This is a genomic window from Acinetobacter sp. WC-743, assembly GCF_000335555.1.
Classification (GTDB): domain Bacteria; phylum Pseudomonadota; class Gammaproteobacteria; order Pseudomonadales; family Moraxellaceae; genus Acinetobacter; species Acinetobacter bereziniae.
Genome location: NZ_AMFQ01000085.1, coordinates 13,686 through 29,653, shown reverse-complemented (window position 1 = coordinate 29,653; position 15,968 = coordinate 13,686). Strand labels below are relative to the sequence as shown.

14 protein-coding genes, 4 tRNA genes and 1 riboswitch are annotated in these 15,968 nt (G+C 38.5%); of the genes, 4 read left to right on the top strand and 14 right to left on the bottom strand.

Translation table 11 applies throughout. The features are described from left to right. Positions 1–85 precede the first annotated feature (85 nt). Positions 86–745 carry a 3,4-dihydroxy-2-butanone-4-phosphate synthase gene (gene ribB, locus ACINWC743_RS11810; protein ID WP_004828260.1) on the bottom strand — a complete coding sequence of 220 codons (660 nt, stop codon included), beginning with the start codon at positions 743–745 and terminating at the stop codon, positions 86–88. A 109-nt stretch (positions 746–854) separates the two neighbouring features. Beyond that, positions 855–1,013, bottom strand: a riboswitch (FMN riboswitch). Between the two features lie 172 nt (positions 1,014–1,185). Here ribB and ACINWC743_RS11805 point away from each other — a divergent pair. Together ACINWC743_RS11805 and ACINWC743_RS11800 are read left to right on the top strand one after the other, a co-directional pair. Continuing rightward, positions 1,186–3,015, top strand: coding sequence for a DUF2157 domain-containing protein (locus tag ACINWC743_RS11805; protein WP_009585636.1), 1,830 nt, complete (start codon positions 1,186–1,188; stop codon positions 3,013–3,015). Continuing rightward, entirely contained in the window at positions 3,012–3,635 is a 624-nt protein-coding gene (locus ACINWC743_RS11800; RefSeq protein ID WP_009585632.1) for a GDYXXLXY domain-containing protein, read from the top strand. The genes ACINWC743_RS11805 and ACINWC743_RS11800 overlap by 4 nt, the downstream gene beginning before the upstream one ends. A 59-nt stretch (positions 3,636–3,694) precedes the next feature. Here the strand turns inward: ACINWC743_RS11800 and panD are convergent, their stop codons facing one another. From panD to ACINWC743_RS11745, 11 genes are all read right to left on the bottom strand, one after another. Beyond that, positions 3,695–4,075, bottom strand: a complete 381-nt coding sequence (panD, locus tag ACINWC743_RS11795) for an aspartate 1-decarboxylase (RefSeq protein ID WP_004722504.1) — start codon at positions 4,073–4,075, stop codon at positions 3,695–3,697. A gap of 156 nt (positions 4,076–4,231) precedes the next feature. Then, the gene (gene pth / locus ACINWC743_RS11790; RefSeq protein ID WP_004828267.1) at positions 4,232–4,810 is read right to left on the bottom strand and encodes an aminoacyl-tRNA hydrolase; all 579 of its coding nucleotides are present in this window, start codon (positions 4,808–4,810) and stop codon (positions 4,232–4,234) included. Between the two features lie 20 nt (positions 4,811–4,830). Continuing rightward, complete coding sequence (gene rplY / locus ACINWC743_RS11785; RefSeq protein ID WP_009585639.1) at positions 4,831–5,127, bottom strand: 50S ribosomal protein L25; 297 nt, start codon at positions 5,125–5,127, stop codon at positions 4,831–4,833. 97 nt (positions 5,128–5,224) lie between these two features. Beyond that, positions 5,225–6,178: a ribose-phosphate pyrophosphokinase gene (locus tag ACINWC743_RS11780; RefSeq protein ID WP_004828271.1), complete on the bottom strand. Its 954-nt coding sequence runs from the start codon at positions 6,176–6,178 to the stop codon at positions 5,225–5,227. Between the two features lie 36 nt (positions 6,179–6,214). Next, positions 6,215–6,289: transfer RNA gene (locus tag ACINWC743_RS11775), tRNA-Gln, on the bottom strand. 90 nt (positions 6,290–6,379) lie between these two features. Further along, positions 6,380–6,454 (bottom strand) — tRNA-Gln (locus tag ACINWC743_RS11770). Positions 6,455–6,473: 19 nt separating this feature from the next. Further along, positions 6,474–6,548, bottom strand: a tRNA-Gln gene (locus ACINWC743_RS11765). A gap of 30 nt (positions 6,549–6,578) precedes the next feature. Beyond that, positions 6,579–6,653 (bottom strand) — tRNA-Gln (locus ACINWC743_RS11760). A gap of 4 nt (positions 6,654–6,657) precedes the next feature. Then, positions 6,658–7,485 carry a 4-(cytidine 5'-diphospho)-2-C-methyl-D-erythritol kinase gene (gene ispE / locus ACINWC743_RS11755; protein WP_009585604.1) on the bottom strand — a complete coding sequence of 276 codons (828 nt, stop codon included), beginning with the start codon at positions 7,483–7,485 and terminating at the stop codon, positions 6,658–6,660. 25 nt (positions 7,486–7,510) lie between these two features. Further along, positions 7,511–8,110, bottom strand: a complete 600-nt coding sequence (gene lolB / locus ACINWC743_RS11750) for a lipoprotein insertase outer membrane protein LolB (RefSeq protein WP_009585588.1) — start codon at positions 8,108–8,110, stop codon at positions 7,511–7,513. Between the two features lie 8 nt (positions 8,111–8,118). Beyond that, positions 8,119–9,831 (bottom strand): hypothetical protein, encoded by a 1,713-nt coding sequence (locus ACINWC743_RS11745; RefSeq protein WP_005030733.1) that lies wholly within the window; start codon positions 9,829–9,831, stop codon positions 8,119–8,121. A 77-nt stretch (positions 9,832–9,908) separates the two neighbouring features. Between ACINWC743_RS11745 and hemA the strand changes: the two genes are divergently transcribed. After that, positions 9,909–11,195: a glutamyl-tRNA reductase gene (gene hemA, locus ACINWC743_RS11740; protein ID WP_009585630.1), complete on the top strand. Its 1,287-nt coding sequence runs from the start codon at positions 9,909–9,911 to the stop codon at positions 11,193–11,195. Between the two features lie 538 nt (positions 11,196–11,733). Here hemA and ACINWC743_RS11730 read toward each other — a convergent pair. Both ACINWC743_RS11730 and ACINWC743_RS11725 read right to left on the bottom strand, forming a co-directional pair. Beyond that, positions 11,734–13,647, bottom strand: a complete 1,914-nt coding sequence (locus ACINWC743_RS11730) for a DNA primase (protein ID WP_009585576.1) — start codon at positions 13,645–13,647, stop codon at positions 11,734–11,736. A gap of 147 nt (positions 13,648–13,794) precedes the next feature. After that, positions 13,795–14,817: an outer membrane protein assembly factor BamD gene (locus tag ACINWC743_RS11725; RefSeq protein ID WP_009585643.1), complete on the bottom strand. Its 1,023-nt coding sequence runs from the start codon at positions 14,815–14,817 to the stop codon at positions 13,795–13,797. 71 nt (positions 14,818–14,888) lie between these two features. On the opposite strand from ACINWC743_RS11725, the gene rluD reads away from it, so the two are divergent. Then, on the top strand, positions 14,889–15,941 hold the full coding sequence (rluD, locus tag ACINWC743_RS11720; RefSeq protein WP_009585617.1) for a 23S rRNA pseudouridine(1911/1915/1917) synthase RluD: 1,053 nt from the start codon (positions 14,889–14,891) through the stop codon (positions 15,939–15,941). Positions 15,942–15,968: the final 27 nt, after the last annotated feature.

Genomic DNA, 15,968 nt, shown 5'->3' with positions numbered 1-15,968 from the left:
ATTAAAGCGACAAAAAATCCCAATTCAACCATTTGAATTGGGATTTTATTATGAAGCACCACAATCTAAATTGTGAACTAGATTTTTAAATATTGTGTTTGAGGCGGTACTGCACCAATTCTTCGATGGTAATGACGGTTAAATGGTGTGTCTGCGCATAAGCAAGCACTTGAATACCAGCTGCCATTGTTCCATCAGGATTGGTGATTTCACAAAGCACACCCGCTGGTTTTAAACCTGCCATACGAGCCAAATCAATTGAACCCTCTGTATGACCACGACGTGTTAATACGCCACCAGCACGACCACGTAATGGGAAAACATGACCAGGACGGTTTAAGTCACTTGCTACAGCACCAGTTTTAATAGCAGCATGAATCGTAGTGGTACGATCTTTTGCTGAAACGCCTGTTGTAACCCCTTGGGCAGCTTCAATGGTCACGGTAAATGCTGTTTTAAATTGACTCGAATTGTCTTGTACCATAGGTGGTAATTCAAGATGGTCAGCGAGTTCATCGGTAAGTGTCAAACAGACAATACCAGAACCATCACGAATCATACGCGCCATGGTTTCAACATTGAGTGTTTCCGCAGCAACAATTAGATCAGCTTCGTTTTCACGATCAAAATCGTCCATGACCAAAACAGGTTTGCCTTGGCGCATATCTTCTAAAGCTTGCTGGATACGTTGTTCTGCTGGAGATAATGCAGAAAAGAAAATTTCAGGTTGAATTAAACTAGACATTGAAACGCTCTCGTAAAAGTGAAAATACGGTTGAACATTTCAGGACATTTGAAATAGTGGCGTTACAAAACATTTTCCAATAACGAATATTGAAATTTTTAAGCTGTGACGTCGTCTTCTTTCATCCGGACTATACCGTCGGCTTTGGTATTTCACCAAATCTGCGAATCACTGATTTCAAGTGATAGGCTCGTGGGCTTTTGGTTCATGATTAAAAATCAGTCCAATTTACCACCGGTGGGGAATTACACCCCGCCCTGAAGCGATGTAAAGTCATTATAGCCAGTTTTTCTTGGAATGGATGCTTTTTTTTAGAATGATGAGTACTATGGTTAGAACAATATTTGCTATAGAAAATAATCAAATTTATACATTATTCAACAGTATCTATCTTCATAGTGATATTCATAAACAACAAACAATAAGTAGGGGGGAGTGCATTGATTAATATACAGCAAGATATATATTCATGGCGGAATGATCATTTCGTTCAACATTTGCAGGTTTTGGGATTTACGCTCATTGCTGTCAGTATTTTGTATTTAACCGCAGCGAATTGGTTTATGTTGCCACAAGCTTTGCAGTTGGCAATTCCGCAAGTCTTATTATTGTTGAGTGCATGCTCAAGTCTGTTCTTTGTTCGACATGATTATTTAGTGCAATGTTTACATACGATTAGTGGCTTAATGATCGGTTTAAGTTTGGCGGTCATCGGTCAAATTTACCAAACGGGAGCGGACAGTTATTTACTGTTTTTGATCTGGTCTATTTTATTGCTTCCTTGGTTATATCGTCACAATATTGGTATTTTTACCTTACTGTGTATCACTAGCCAACTCACTTTATTTTTGTTTTTTAAACAAACATTTTGGGCTGATGAATATCCTGTCACATTCATTTTTAGTTTAAATCTTCTTTTATTGTTTCAGTTTTATTTTTGTCTTCGTTATTATCAAAAATTACGTTATCTCTTTATCTTAGGGTTTAGCATTCTTTCGATTTGGCATATGGGTTTATTTTTATATGGTGATGGTGAGTTAGCATATGCCACAGCTATGATTTTTACCTTATTAAACGTCAAAATCGCCTATTTGATTTCGTCTTTTTTTCTGCTTTCTGTCGCATTTATTTATTTTTATCGAAAAAAAGATCAACTGTGTAGTGTACTTTCAGCCGTTGGTTTGGGGATTACTTTTACACTGGTGATTTTCAAGTGGATGAATGGCTTTTTTCGAGAATCAGAGGTGCTCGGTTTATTTTTAATCGCATTACTGGTTTTTGCATGGTTTGCACTGATTACTGTTTTATTGATTAAGTTTATTCCTCAAAACAGATTTAATAACATTCCAATCGCTGTAGGCGCATGGATTGCTGGTATTGTATTGGCATCATTGATGCTGACTTTTTGGGGTAATTTTTCCTTAATTATGGGAGCCGTTTTTGTGGTGCTGGCTGCCTTTATTTTAAAAAATAAACACGCTTTATTTTTAAGACAGTTTGCATATTGTATATGGATTGCGGGGCAAAATGCTGTAATTTTCCATAGCTTTGAATTAACAGATCAATTCTTTCCTATTTTCTTTATTCAGCTGGTTATGCTGTCTCTCAGTTATTTTATTCGCAGCCATTGGTTTTTTATTTTTATTCAAATTTTTGTTTTGTACTTATCTGGTATTGCACTGATCTGGGATTTAAGCACGCTATTTGGCGTACATCGTTTCATTGAAAATTTTTCATATTTGACCTTATTGAGTTATGGATTTTATTTGGCAATGATTTGGGTACAGCGTGTTCAACCTAGTCAATACCAACGAAGTTTAGCTTTGGCTAATTTACTGATTATTCTGTCATCTTTAGGCTTCTATACACTATTTGGGCAATATGAATTAGAAAAAATCAAATATCTTCCTATCCTGAATTTGGGCTTACCTATTTTATGGTTGGCTTTGTTTATGATGTTGCGGATTCGCAATCAATTTAGCGTGGTTGCACAAGTCATATTGTTGGCTTTTGCTGCAGTATTGATATTTTATGGTTATTTTGAAATTTTTATCTGTATGGCGATACTTTCATGGGCATTGTCACAACACGATAAGATCGTCTACGGATTAGCTTTGGTCACTTTGGCTTTGACCTTATGGTTTATTTACTACGCTTTAAATGTCAGCTTCCTGATTAAAAGTCTAAGTATTTTTAGCTCAGGATTATTGTTGTTGGCATTGACTTGGGTGTTACATAAGTTTCAATCAGTAGAGAGGGAAAATACATGAAAAAAATCATTCCTCTTTGTCTTGCTTTAATGAGCATAGTTCTCTTTCTGGGAATTATTTTTAAGAATGAACAGCATTTGAAGAATAGTCAGAGTATCTATGTTCGTTTACAGCCTGTAGATCCACGTTCCTTTATTCAAGGGGATTACATGGCACTTCGCTATCAGCTTTATTTAGTGCCTCAGGACACAAAACTTCAAACTGGGAATCCTACAAAACCTACTAATGAAACTACTGAGACAGTCGGTCAGGTGTTTTCAGGGCATTATTATGATGAACGTATAAAAAATAACTCTTCGGTTTTGACCTTTGTAGAATTAGATCAACAGCGTCGAGTGATTCATACTTATTTTGATCCGCCGAAAAATGTAAAAACTACTCGGTTAATATTAAAAAACCCAGATAATCGATATACATCATTATATCCAGCATCAAAAAGTTTCTTGTTCGCTGAAGGTTTAGGGAAATGTTATCAAGCTGCGCAGTATGCAGAATTTAAAGTTGATCAACAGGGTAATACAATCCTTGCATCTCTAAGAGGAGCGCAGTTACAAGATTTGGACTGCGAAAATAAACAATATTGGCGAGATGGATTTAGTCCAGCAAATAAAGCGTTATAAGTTGGTTGGGCAAAAAAAAACCCGCATTATTGTGCGGGTTCTTAATGCTCTGTTGTTGCTTAAGCAACTTGAACAGGGATACAGTTTGCTGTGTGATTCACCGTATTATCTGGGTTTGCATAAACAAGGCGAGGTTTATGCGCATCTGCTTCAGCGTTGGTAAAGTCACCAAAGGTTGCAATAATCATTAAATCACCCACATCAGCTTGAAGTGCAGCACCACCATTGACAGAAATAATGCCTGAGCCTTCTTCACCACGAATCGCATAAGTTGTAAAACGTTTACCATTGGTCACGTTCCACATATGAATTTCTTCATATTCACGAATACCAGCCAAATCCAAGAGAATACCGTCGATTGCACAAGAGCCTTCATAATGTAGTTCTGCTTGTGTTACAACACAACGATGGATTTTTGCTTTTAATAAACGAGATAGCATGATGCGCGTCTCCAGAGTTGCCCTTACGATTGTTATCTTGCGATGGATCAACAATTTTCAATAGGGGGGGATACATTTGAAAGCGCATTTTGCTCTTAAAAATGAATCATAGCAAGAAAAATTGTTGAACAAAGAATGTAAAAATTGAGCTTTGAATTATGGTTTATAAGCATTGATTTGATTCATTGCTTGCTGAATCTCACCATTGACCAATAATTTCGTTCTCGCTAAAGCATGATGTATAGCATCGTCCATCAGTGTCTGTTCACTACTTGGTGCTTTGCCAAGTACATGTCCTGATACTTTTTCTTTTGCGCCAGGATGACCAATACCTATACGAAGACGATGAAAATTAGAACCGATATGTGGAACAATGTCACGTAGACCATTGTGACCACCATGTCCGCCGCCAGTTTTTAAACGAATTACACCTGGATCCATATCCAGTTCGTCGTGGGCGATGAGAATTTCTTCTGGTTTAATTTGATAGAATTTTGCGAAAGGAACAACGCTTTGACCAGAAAGGTTCATAAATGTTGTTGGCAGTAACAGACGAACATCTTGTCCTTCTATATTGCCGCGACCACTGATTCCTTTATATTTTGAATCAGTTTTTAAAGTTATGCCATATTGCTCTGCAAGGCGTTCAACAAACCAGAAGCCTGCATTATGGCGGGTTTGGGCATATTCAGAACCTGGATTACCCAAACCAACAATCAGTGAAAGTTTACTCACTCATTTACACCATTAAACACTTATGCGCGTTTGAAGTCAGCGTGCATAGGAGTGTTTTTAGATGGGTGACGTTGTAACGCTTGGATTTTAACGCTTTCAACTTTACCATCGATGTTGATTTCAATAACTTCTTCAAAGAAAGCATTGTTTTCTAAAACTTTAACAAGCTCACGAAGTTCTAAAGTTACTGCTACAGGTTCAGCAGCACCACCGTAGATGATTGCTGGAACTTTGTTTTGAAGACGAAGGCGGCGGCTCGAACCTTTCCCTTGAACTGCTTCTTCACGTGCTACTGCATTTAATACGAAGTTTGCCATGATGACATTTCCTCATTGAGTTTAATTGACTGAACTTTCGACCAGTCCAGTGATAGAAAGCCCCACCTAAGGGCAGGGCTTTGAAAATTTTGCGCTATTATAGATAAGAATCAAACATTGCGCTAATAGATTCTTCGTTGTTAATACGACGAATTGTTTCAGCAACCATACTTGCTACTGAAACTTGGCGAATCTTACCAAGTTTTAATGCTTCTTCTGAAAGTGGAATTGTGTCAGTAACAACCAATTCATCAATCACAGATTTGCTTAAATTTTCAAGTGCTTTACCTGAAAGTACAGGGTGTGTTGCATAAGCAACCACTTTACGTGCACCAAAAGTTTTTAATGCATCGGCAGCTTTACACAATGTACCAGCTGTATCCACCATGTCATCCACGATAACACAGTCACGATCACGTACATCACCAATCAAATGCATCACTTGTGATTCATTGGCTTTTTGACGACGTTTATCGATGATTGCAAGATCAATATCACCCATTTGCTTTGCAACAGCACGTGCACGCACAACACCACCAACGTCAGGTGAAACCACCATCAGGTTATGATGCTGTTGTTGACGCAAGTCAGCAAGTAAAGCAGGTGTACCGTAGATGTTATCTACAGGAATATCGAAGAAACCTTGGATTTGGTCAGCATGCAAATCGATCATGACAACACGGTCAATACCAACAGTCGTCAGCATATCTGCGACAACTTTTGCTGTAATTGGAACACGAGTTGAACGTGGACGACGGTCTTGACGAGCATAACCAAAGTAGGGAATTACAGCAGTAATACGACCAGCACTTGCGCGACGCAATGCATCAGCCATTACCAGGATTTCCATAAGGTTATCATTGGTAGGGGCACAAGTGGGCTGTACGATAAATACGTCTTTACCACGCACATTTTCAGTAATTTCGACAGTGATTTCACCATCAGAAAATTTACCTACAGCAGCAGCTCCAAGAGGAATGTGCAGATGGCTAACGACTTTTTGGGCGAATTGTGGATGCGCAGTTCCACTAAAAACGACAAGATTGGGCATGAAGCACCCTTGGCGGTTGGCAGATTTGAAATTAGATGGCAGGGGCGGCTGGATTCGAACCAACGGATGCCGAGATCAAAACCCGGTGCCTTACCACTTGGCGACGCCCCTAATGCGGCAGAATTTTAGTGTTTTTGCATGTTTCTGTCAAGGTAAATCAACATTAAATGCAAATACCATGTTCTGTCTTTTTTGAGAAAATGGCAGGGGCGGCTGGATTCGAACCAACGGATGCCGAGATCAAAACCCGGTGCCTTACCACTTGGCGACGCCCCTAATTCGATGTTGTATTTAATGGCAGGGGCGGCTGGATTCGAACCAACGGATGCCGAGATCAAAACCCGGTGCCTTACCACTTGGCGACGCCCCTAAAATACAACGATCTACAGGTGAAAAATGATGGCAGGGGCGGCTGGATTCGAACCAACGGATGCCGAGATCAAAACCCGGTGCCTTACCACTTGGCGACGCCCCTATCATTACACTTTAAAATGAATGAGTGGTGATTCATTCAAACTGTTGACCAAAAAGGCTTTGCAGGGTGAATGATTTAAAATATCATCAATCTTCATTTGTTCAGTGACTTCAACAAAAACACAAGCACCTGTACCTGTAAGCTTTGCTGTACCGAACTGATCTAAATACTGCATTGCTTCATCAACTTCAGGGTATAAACTTCTTGCCAATGGCTCAAAGCTATTTCTGAAATCAGATGGCTTTAGCTGATAGGCGCAAAATTTAGTAGGCTTCGTATCTCTTGTCAATGTTTTTTGCGAAAAAAGTCGTTGAGTGCTGATAAAACAATCAGGTTTTAACACAATGTATTGTTTTTGATCTAAGTCTATGAATGTTAAGTGTTCACCAATACCTTCTGCCCAAGCATTACGACCATGCACAAAGATAGGAACATCTGCACCCAATTTAACGCCAAATGCTGCCAGTTGTTCAGTATTTAACCCACATTGCCACAATTGATTGACCACGATCAATGTGGTTGCCGCATTTGATGAGCCACCACCTAAGCCAGCACCCATTGGAATATTTTTTTCAATACGAATACTTAAGCCACTTGCATGTTTCGCATAAGGAAGCAGCATTTGTGTAGCTTTGTAGATCAGATTGTGTTGCAGATCGACACTCTCCAATCCCTCAATCACGATTTGATCGGAATCTGTTTGGCTAAATTCTAGCCAATCATATAAATCAATGAGCTGAAAAATACTTTGCAACTCGTGATAACCGTTTTCACGGCGACCAGTAATATGCAAAAACAGATTCAATTTTGCAGGTGAGGGAACACGAAGCATAGATTTGATTGCCTGATGTTGAGATTTAACGGTTTTGAATCACCATTGTAATACGGTTTTCCTGACCTGATTCAAGTTGTTGCTTTAAAATTAGTTTGTTGGGTAAAGTCGCCTGATGATTATAACTAAAATCTACGGTCCAACCATCTTCAATAATTTGAGTAATACGTTGTGCTGAGTCATGTGCAACTTGTGCATTTTCAGTGGCAGGATAGCCCTGTACCCAGTCAACAATATGCGTGATGGGAGCGACCCAACCGGTGGCTTTTTCAAGCAGTTCTTCTGGGCTTTCAGCTGAAATTAACCCAGTCTTAGAACTGTTTAAAGTCACTTCACCTGATTTTCCTTCAATAATGGTTTTACCAATACCTAAGATACCATTGAGCTGAATATTGAAATCTTGTTGATTTTGCGACCACGTATAGAAAGCACTGCCAGATTGTTTTGGGGTTTTTACCCCAATTTTTCCCTCTAAATTGAATTGATTTGATGGCTTTTGAGTTGAACCATCTGTAGGTACCTGTGTTGGTGTGGTTGGGGCAGGCTTAACGACTTGCTGACACCCAGTAAAAGCAAGCGTTGCTGTTGCAGTAAGGGCGAAGATGATCTGCTGAATGTGACGCATATAGGCGATTAACTCTTTTTAATATGTTGCGGTAATATTAGTGAATCTAATTGATTTAATTGAGGATCATTTGGATGATTTTGTTTGAGTTGTTGTAACACTTCATTAAATTGTGGCAATGCACCTTGCATATACAAAGACTTCGCATAACGAATCCCAATATTAATACTATGACTCAAACTATAAGCTTTAGAGAGAATATTAGAGGCTGCATCAAAATCATTCTGCAAAAAGGTAATATAGCCCAAAGTATCTAAGATAGATGCTTGATCGGGTGCATATTCTAAAGCATGTTCAGCATAGCGACGTGCTTCGTCTAGACGTCGATTTTGCAAAGCCAAAGTATAAGCATAAGCATTTAGATAAGCTGGATTATTAGGTTCTAAATTCAATAGCTGTTTAAGTGCTTTGTCCAGAATATCGCGATTTTCAAAAGGGTCTAGCAATAAAATTTCAGAGTATAAAATTTCGGGATCGTCGGGCAGATTCTTGACAGCTTCATTAAGCAAACTTAAAGCTGCTTTTTTATTGCCCATACGTTTTAAAATTTCAGCTTGCGCTTGATATAAGAAACTTGCATGTTGCGGATAATTTACACGTTCCTGAGTTAAAAAGCGTAGCGCATCATTCATTTTATTTTGTCTTTCAAAAATCGAGACGAGATTACGACGTGAAACCGTATATAAATTTCCATCTACTAAACGATAATAGGCTTTTGCCGTTTCATCATTTTGCTTACGCTCAGCATTAACTGCTAAATAAAAATAAGCTTCATTTTGATAGCGCGAGGAATAACGTAATTCCACCAAATACTGTTCAGCTTGATCAAATTTTTTTAAATCAATTGCTGTTAAACCTGCAATAAACAAAGCTTCTTCAGCATCTGGCCAAGTTTGAATGATGGTTTCTAATTTATCTAATGCCAGTTCAGATTGATGGGTTTTAATCAAATATTTAACTTCTGCCAATCGAATGTCATAGTTATATTTATTTTTGCGACTACTACGATTATACCATTTTAAGGTTTCTTCCTGATCGCCTAATGCCTCCAGTAGATTGGCTTTCATAAGAATAAAACCAGTCACTTTCGGGCGTTTTTTCAATGCCTTATTGACTGTTTTAAGGGCTTGTTCAATCTCGTCACTTTGCGCTTCTAAACCGGCAATTAAGATTAATACGGAAGGGTTATTTTTTTCTTTGCTTGCTCTGAGTGTGCTGAGTAGATTTTGACGGTCAACTTCAGACTCAGGGGCAATTCCTTCTAGAATTTTTTCTAAATCCGCGTTTGGATCGATTGTGAGAATACTGTCGAGCGTTTCAGCAGCCAGTTCATATTCATGTGACTTGAGTGCAATATGTGCCAAATAAAATTTTGCAGGAACATCTTCAGGTTCTTGTACAACCCAATGTGTTGCAATATCTAATGCTGCTTTTAAATCGTTTTGCTCAATAGCTACATTGAGCGCACGTTGTTTAATGGTGGTGGAATTACTGCGAATTGCCAACACCGTATAATTGTGTAAAGCAGTTGCTGTATCATTATATGCCAGTGAAAATTCAGCAATGATGCTTTGTTTTAATGCATTTGTATTATATTTTGCATGATAAAATTCTCCAGATGCTCTAATATGAGCACTAGAAGCCATGCTACCAACCAGTAAGAATGTGGTAGAATATTGCTTAATTGTCATGCCGCTTAAGCGGTTGTTTATTTGACGCAAGTTTTCCGAATCCAAGTATGCTTTTTATGACACCGTTATTGCACAATAGCATAAATTTAGCGAAATGATGATCTGATATGTCTTTCTTTGCATTGGGTGTCAACCATCAAACTGCCTCTGTTGAGCTTCGTGAGCAGATCGCTTTTAATCCAGAACGATTAAAAGATTTGCTGACGGAGCAAAGCCACTGCCAAAATTTGAATGATATGGTGGTGGTCTCAACATGTAACCGCACTGAAGTCTACGCCATGGCTGAAAATGCCGATATGGTATTAAATTGGCTTGCCCAAACCAATGGTATTGATGTAAAGCAATTGTCAAATCATGTATATCGTTATGAAAATACTGATGCTGTTTCGCATCTAATGCGTGTAGCAAGTGGCTTAGATTCTCTTATGTTGGGTGAGCCTCAGATTCTTGGGCAGGTCAAATCCGCATTATCGATTGCTAAAAATGCAGAAATCGTTTCACAAAATCTCAATCAAATTTTTGAATATGCTTTTTATGCAGCAAAACGTGTTCGCTCTGAAACTGCTGTGGGAAGTCATGCCGTATCGATGGGTTATGCCGTTGCACAGCTTGCTTTACAGGTATTTAGCAAACCTGAAAAACTGACAGTGATGGTGGTTGCTGCAGGTGAAATGAATAGTTTGGTTGCTAAGCATTTGGCTGAAATGGGTGTGGCAAAAATTCTCATTTGTAATCGAAGTCGTGAACGTGCAGAAAAGTTAGCACAAGAAATTGCCCATCGTGTTGAAGTAGAAATCATCCCTTTTGATGAGCTTGCAACACAACTTTATCGTGCCGATGTGATTTCAAGTTGTACTGGGAGCTTACATCAAGTGATTGCTTATACTGATGTAAAAGCGGCATTAAAAAAACGACGTTATCAACAGATGCTTATGGTCGATTTAGCTGTTCCTCGTGATATAGATCCGAAAGTTGAAAGTTTGGATGGTGTGTATCTGTATGGTGTGGATGATTTACAGAGTGTGATTGATGAAAATCTCGCTCAACGTCGCCAAGCTGCGGTTGAAGCAGAGGTGATGGTCAATCAACTGGTCACTCAACTTGTTACACACCAGAAAGTCAAAGATGCTGGTAGTACGATTCAGCAATTCCGCGAGCATGGCGAAGAGCAACGTCAAGCAGAACTTGCACATGCACTAGAGCGTATTCAAGCAGGTGAAGATACCCAACATGTATTAGAAGATTTTGCCCACCGCTTAACCCAAAAACTGTTACATCCTGCCTCAATTCTACTGCGTCAAGCAGCTCAGGATGAAGATCCATCACATTTTGAATGGATGAAAGAAAATATTCAGGATATTTTTGAGCAAGAACGAAAACCTAAAGCAAAATAATGATTTAAGAAAGTAGTGATTTAAGAAAGTAATGTAGTGAAGCTTTTTGCTTCAACAAATATTGTTCATATATACTCGTGTTATCAAATTAGAATACAGAAATTAAAATGCTTAAGACTTTATATTTATTCATATTATTGCTTATCTCAATTGAATGTTTCGCAAAGCCTGTAAAAGATAGTGACATGCTATTGAAACAAGCAATCCATGATCTACATAACATTTATACTCAGGGAGGAATTTTGGAGGTTATTGATTCTGTCGATCAATGTTATAAGGATCTTCAAAAACCTAAACTGTACTGTTTTTATTTAGACTATTCAGCACGAATATGGGATGTGATTATGATCGAAAGTTTAAATTCACAAACAAATTCTCTGTATTCAACAAATGAGTTTTTTAAAGATGAAAACTTTCAAGAACGTATATATCTAAATGTTTATAAACCTTATGATTCCTCTATGGAAGAGGCGAACAGTCACATGAATTTTTTGTATTACAAAATAATTGATATGATCAATGAAGAGTTTATAAAAAATTAACTATGAACTAACTTTAAACTAATTTGCTTGGTTAATTCATTGAGTTGTTTGCGTAAATTACGAGATTCACTTAATGAGGCTGGTGCTTTAAGTTTTTGCTTTAAATACTTTTCTTGTAATGCAAGAGAGTAGTCCGAAGCCAATTTATCCGCCATTTCTGGAGCTTCGGTTAAAGCTTGGATATTGGTTCGTTGCATAATTTCAGACAACTCTAAGTGATATGCACTGCAAGCACCTAAAATATAATAGGTCGCTAGTTCTTGATCATCGGGTAAATCATCAAAAATACGATCAAATACAGCGAGCACTTTTGCTAACAACTCATCTGGTTGAATAAATGCACGCAACACTTCAAAGTGAATATATAAAAATGGATGTTGCATTAAAATCGCCACTGCAAAATCCTCATCTTTGGTGCGAATATTAAATGAGAGCGATGCATCCAAGCTGACTTGTGGTTGCCATTTACGATTAAAACCTAACTTTTCTTTAAAAAACTGTCTTAACAGATAACGATATGAACCTTGTTTAGGCAATAATTCAGTCAATTGATTCAGTTCTGCCATGACCTGACTTTTACCCTCAGGGGTGGTGACATCATAATTTTGGCTTAATAGGGCAAAGACAAAGTCTGATAATAGCGGTGACTGTTGCCAGATCCGTTGAAAAGTCTCTAAGCCTTCTTTACGAATCAAAGAATCAGGATCATGTTCTTTAGGAAGCACAAAAAATTTAAGTTCACGTCCATCATTCAATAAAGGCAAAGCAATTTCTAAAGTTCGACGAGCAGCCTTTTGACCTGCGGCATCACCATCAAAGGCAATCGTAATTTGATTGTTCTGTTTAAATAAAATGCTTAAATGGTCTGCATTACTCGCCGTGCCCAGTGTTGCTGTTGCTCCCGAGATCCCATTTTGCTGTAAAGCAATAACATCCATATAGCCTTCAACCATGAGCCAGTTTTGGGCACGATCTTTACGTCCTTCATATAATCCATACAGCAGTTGATTTTTATGAAAGACTTCAGAGTCAGGAGAGTTAATATATTTGGGTTTGATTTCGTCATTTAACGCACGACCACCAAAACCAACGACTCGACCTTTACTGTCTCGGATAGGAAATATTACTCGATCACGAAGTAAGTCAAAGTCACGTCCACTATCACTGGTACGAATCAGTCCTAATAATTTTAGACCTTCAATATCTTGAGGAAATGCTTTTTCAAGATGTTGCCAATCTTCAGGTGCATAACCCAAACGCCAATATTGAATCGTCTCGGTGCTTAAACCGCGATGTCTGAAGTAATTCTGTGCAACTTTACTATGTGGTAACTGACGTTCATAAAATTGAGCAATATTTTCAAGCAGGTCGTAAAGATTCCCATCTTGAGGTGCTTGTACAAATCCGGTTTGATCAAATTGTGTCGGATCGAAATGTTCGGGGTCTGGATACTGGCTAAACGCTTCAAAAGGGTCAATCTCAAAAGAAGGAGTAGCTTCGGTATTTTTTTCCTGTGTTTTTGACGCTGTATTTTTATCCTCTTGCGTTTGGGCTTGAGGCTTAACATGTGGTTTTACAGTTTCGCGTTTATAAGAAAGTTTTTTATTGTCTTGATTATCTTTAGGGAGTTCGATTCCAGCTTGGATAGAAAGCTCTTTCATGACATCGATAAAGTTTCGATTATCAATATCCATGAGAAAACGAATGGCATTACCATTTGCCTGGCAACCGAAGCAATGATAGTACTGTTTATCACGATATACATGAAAAGAAGGAGACTTTTCCTGATGAAAAGGGCAGCAACCTGAATAGGTACGACCTGTTTTTTTCAATTTCACACGTTGACCAATCAGATCGACAATATCGGTACGATCTAAAATTTGATCTATCGTGTGCTGAGGAATAGCCATAAAATTTAAGTCATATATCGTTTGAAGTCATTTAAAGTTTAACGCAGTTTTAACCTTAAAAATATCCATGAATAAAAAAGACGGGTAAAAACCCGTCTTGAATTGTCGCGGTGAAGTCATATCAAAGATGATATTTCTTAACACACCTTATTTGCGTTGACCGTCATAAAGGCTTTCATCTGCACGAGCAGGTTCTTTTGAAACTTCACGATTTGGACGATCAAGCAAGCCAAAGCTAACTTTATTCAATAAGCTCGACTGCTGTTTTGAGTTTGAAGATGTTTCAGTATTTGTATCTTTTGATACTTCTGCTTTTTCACCACGACCTAAAATACCAAGGGTCGCACGGTTCCACCAACTGCCTTCTTTGCGTGCAGCACGAATATTCACTTCACCATTTGATTTAACAAGGTTTGGATAGTTCAGCTTAAGCACGTCTTTGTATTGTTGTGCAGTATCTTTGTCGCCCAGTTTGTCATAGCCATAAGCCATCGTTGCTAAAGCTTCAGGAATTTGTGGGGTTTGTGGATAATGTTCAATGACCCATTGCGAGCGTTCAATTGCAGCCAAATAAGCCTTACGTTTAAGATTGAAACGGGCAGTATTCATCTCACTTTCAGCCAATTCTTGACCGATATACTTCATACGTTGTGCAGCATCAACCGAATATTGGCTTGATGGATAACGACGAATCAAATCTACAAAGTTTTGATAAGCGATTTTTAAATAACCTACATCACGATGTGCTTGTTTCAACGAAGTATAACGAAGCAAACTGTCATAATTTTGCTCCATGTTTGCCACACCACGGACATAATAAGCGTAGTCTAAATTTGGGTGCTGAGGATTTAAGCGAATGAAACGATCTGCCAGTGCGATTGTACCTTCATAATCTTTTTGCTTAAACTTGGTATAAAGCAGTTCAAGTTGAGCTTGCTGTGCATATTGTCCCGTTGGGAAGTATGTATCCATAGCTTCCAACGCTTTTGCAGCATCACCGTATTGCCCGCGGTCTAGTGATTTTATCGCATTATTGTAATAAGTCTGCTCATTTGATTTTGGACCTGTATCGACAACCTCCTTCTTGGGATTGCTGCTACAACCTACAAATACAGTTGCTAAGCCTACAGTTAAAGCAAGCATTGTGACTTTATAACGTGGTAGCGACATAAAAATTCCTCTGTTGATACGGGCAATAGGCTACAATTGCGCTATTAAACCACTTTTGTCCGAATGAGCAAATGACTTCAGCACACTCTTCTAATTCTAATTTCTCAGAAAATGATTTCAATTTACTTGAAGATTCTGAGGATGCAGATAATCATAATTCTGCGCCAACTGCAACACGTTTATCGTTGCAATTTCAACTGGATGAAAGCTATTTAGGGCAACGTATCGACCAAGTTGCTGCACTTGTTTGGAGCGAGTTTTCTCGTGAAAAACTTAAGCAGTGGATGAAAGACGGTCATTTGTTGGTAAATGGTAACACGGTCAAGCCTAAGTATAAATGTGAAGGCAATGAACAGTTAAGTCTCAATGTTGAACTCGAAACTCAAACAACTGCGCAGCCTGAGAATATTGCTTTAAATATCGTTTATGAAGATGACGATATTATGGTGATCAATAAACCTGTGGGTATGGTTGTACATCCTGGTGCGGGTAATCCGAATGGTACATTGGTCAATGCTTTACTTTATCATTATCCTAAATCCTCGGAATTATCCCGCGCGGGTTTAGTACATCGTATCGATAAAGATACCAGTGGCTTATTGGTTGTTGCTAAAAACTTAGAAGCACAATTTTCGTTAAGTAAACAATTGGCTAAAAAATCAGTCTATCGTGTTTATGACTTAGTTTGTTATGGTCATATCATAGCGGGTGGAACCATTGATGAACCGATCAAACGACATCCTGTTGATCGTGTCAAAATGGCGATCTTACCTGGCGGTCGTGATGCTGTGACGCATTATAATGTTAAGGAACGTTTTCAGCATTTTACTCGTGTACAGGCGCAATTAGAGACGGGGCGTACACATCAGATTCGTATTCACTTTACTTATATTGGTTATCCATTGGTTGGTGATCCTGTTTATGTGAGTCGCGTTAAAGTACCTGCTGGGGCTTCGGAAAAGTTAAGCAGCACTTTGCGTAACTTTAAACGTCAAGCTCTACATGCATCTAAATTAGGACTTATTCATCCACGTACTCAAGAGGAAATGATGTTTGAAGCGCCTTGGCCTGAAGATTTTACCAACTTGGTTGACGTTTTGCGTTCTGAAAATAAAGCGTATTAATTTATTTAAAATAATTGATGGTTAATG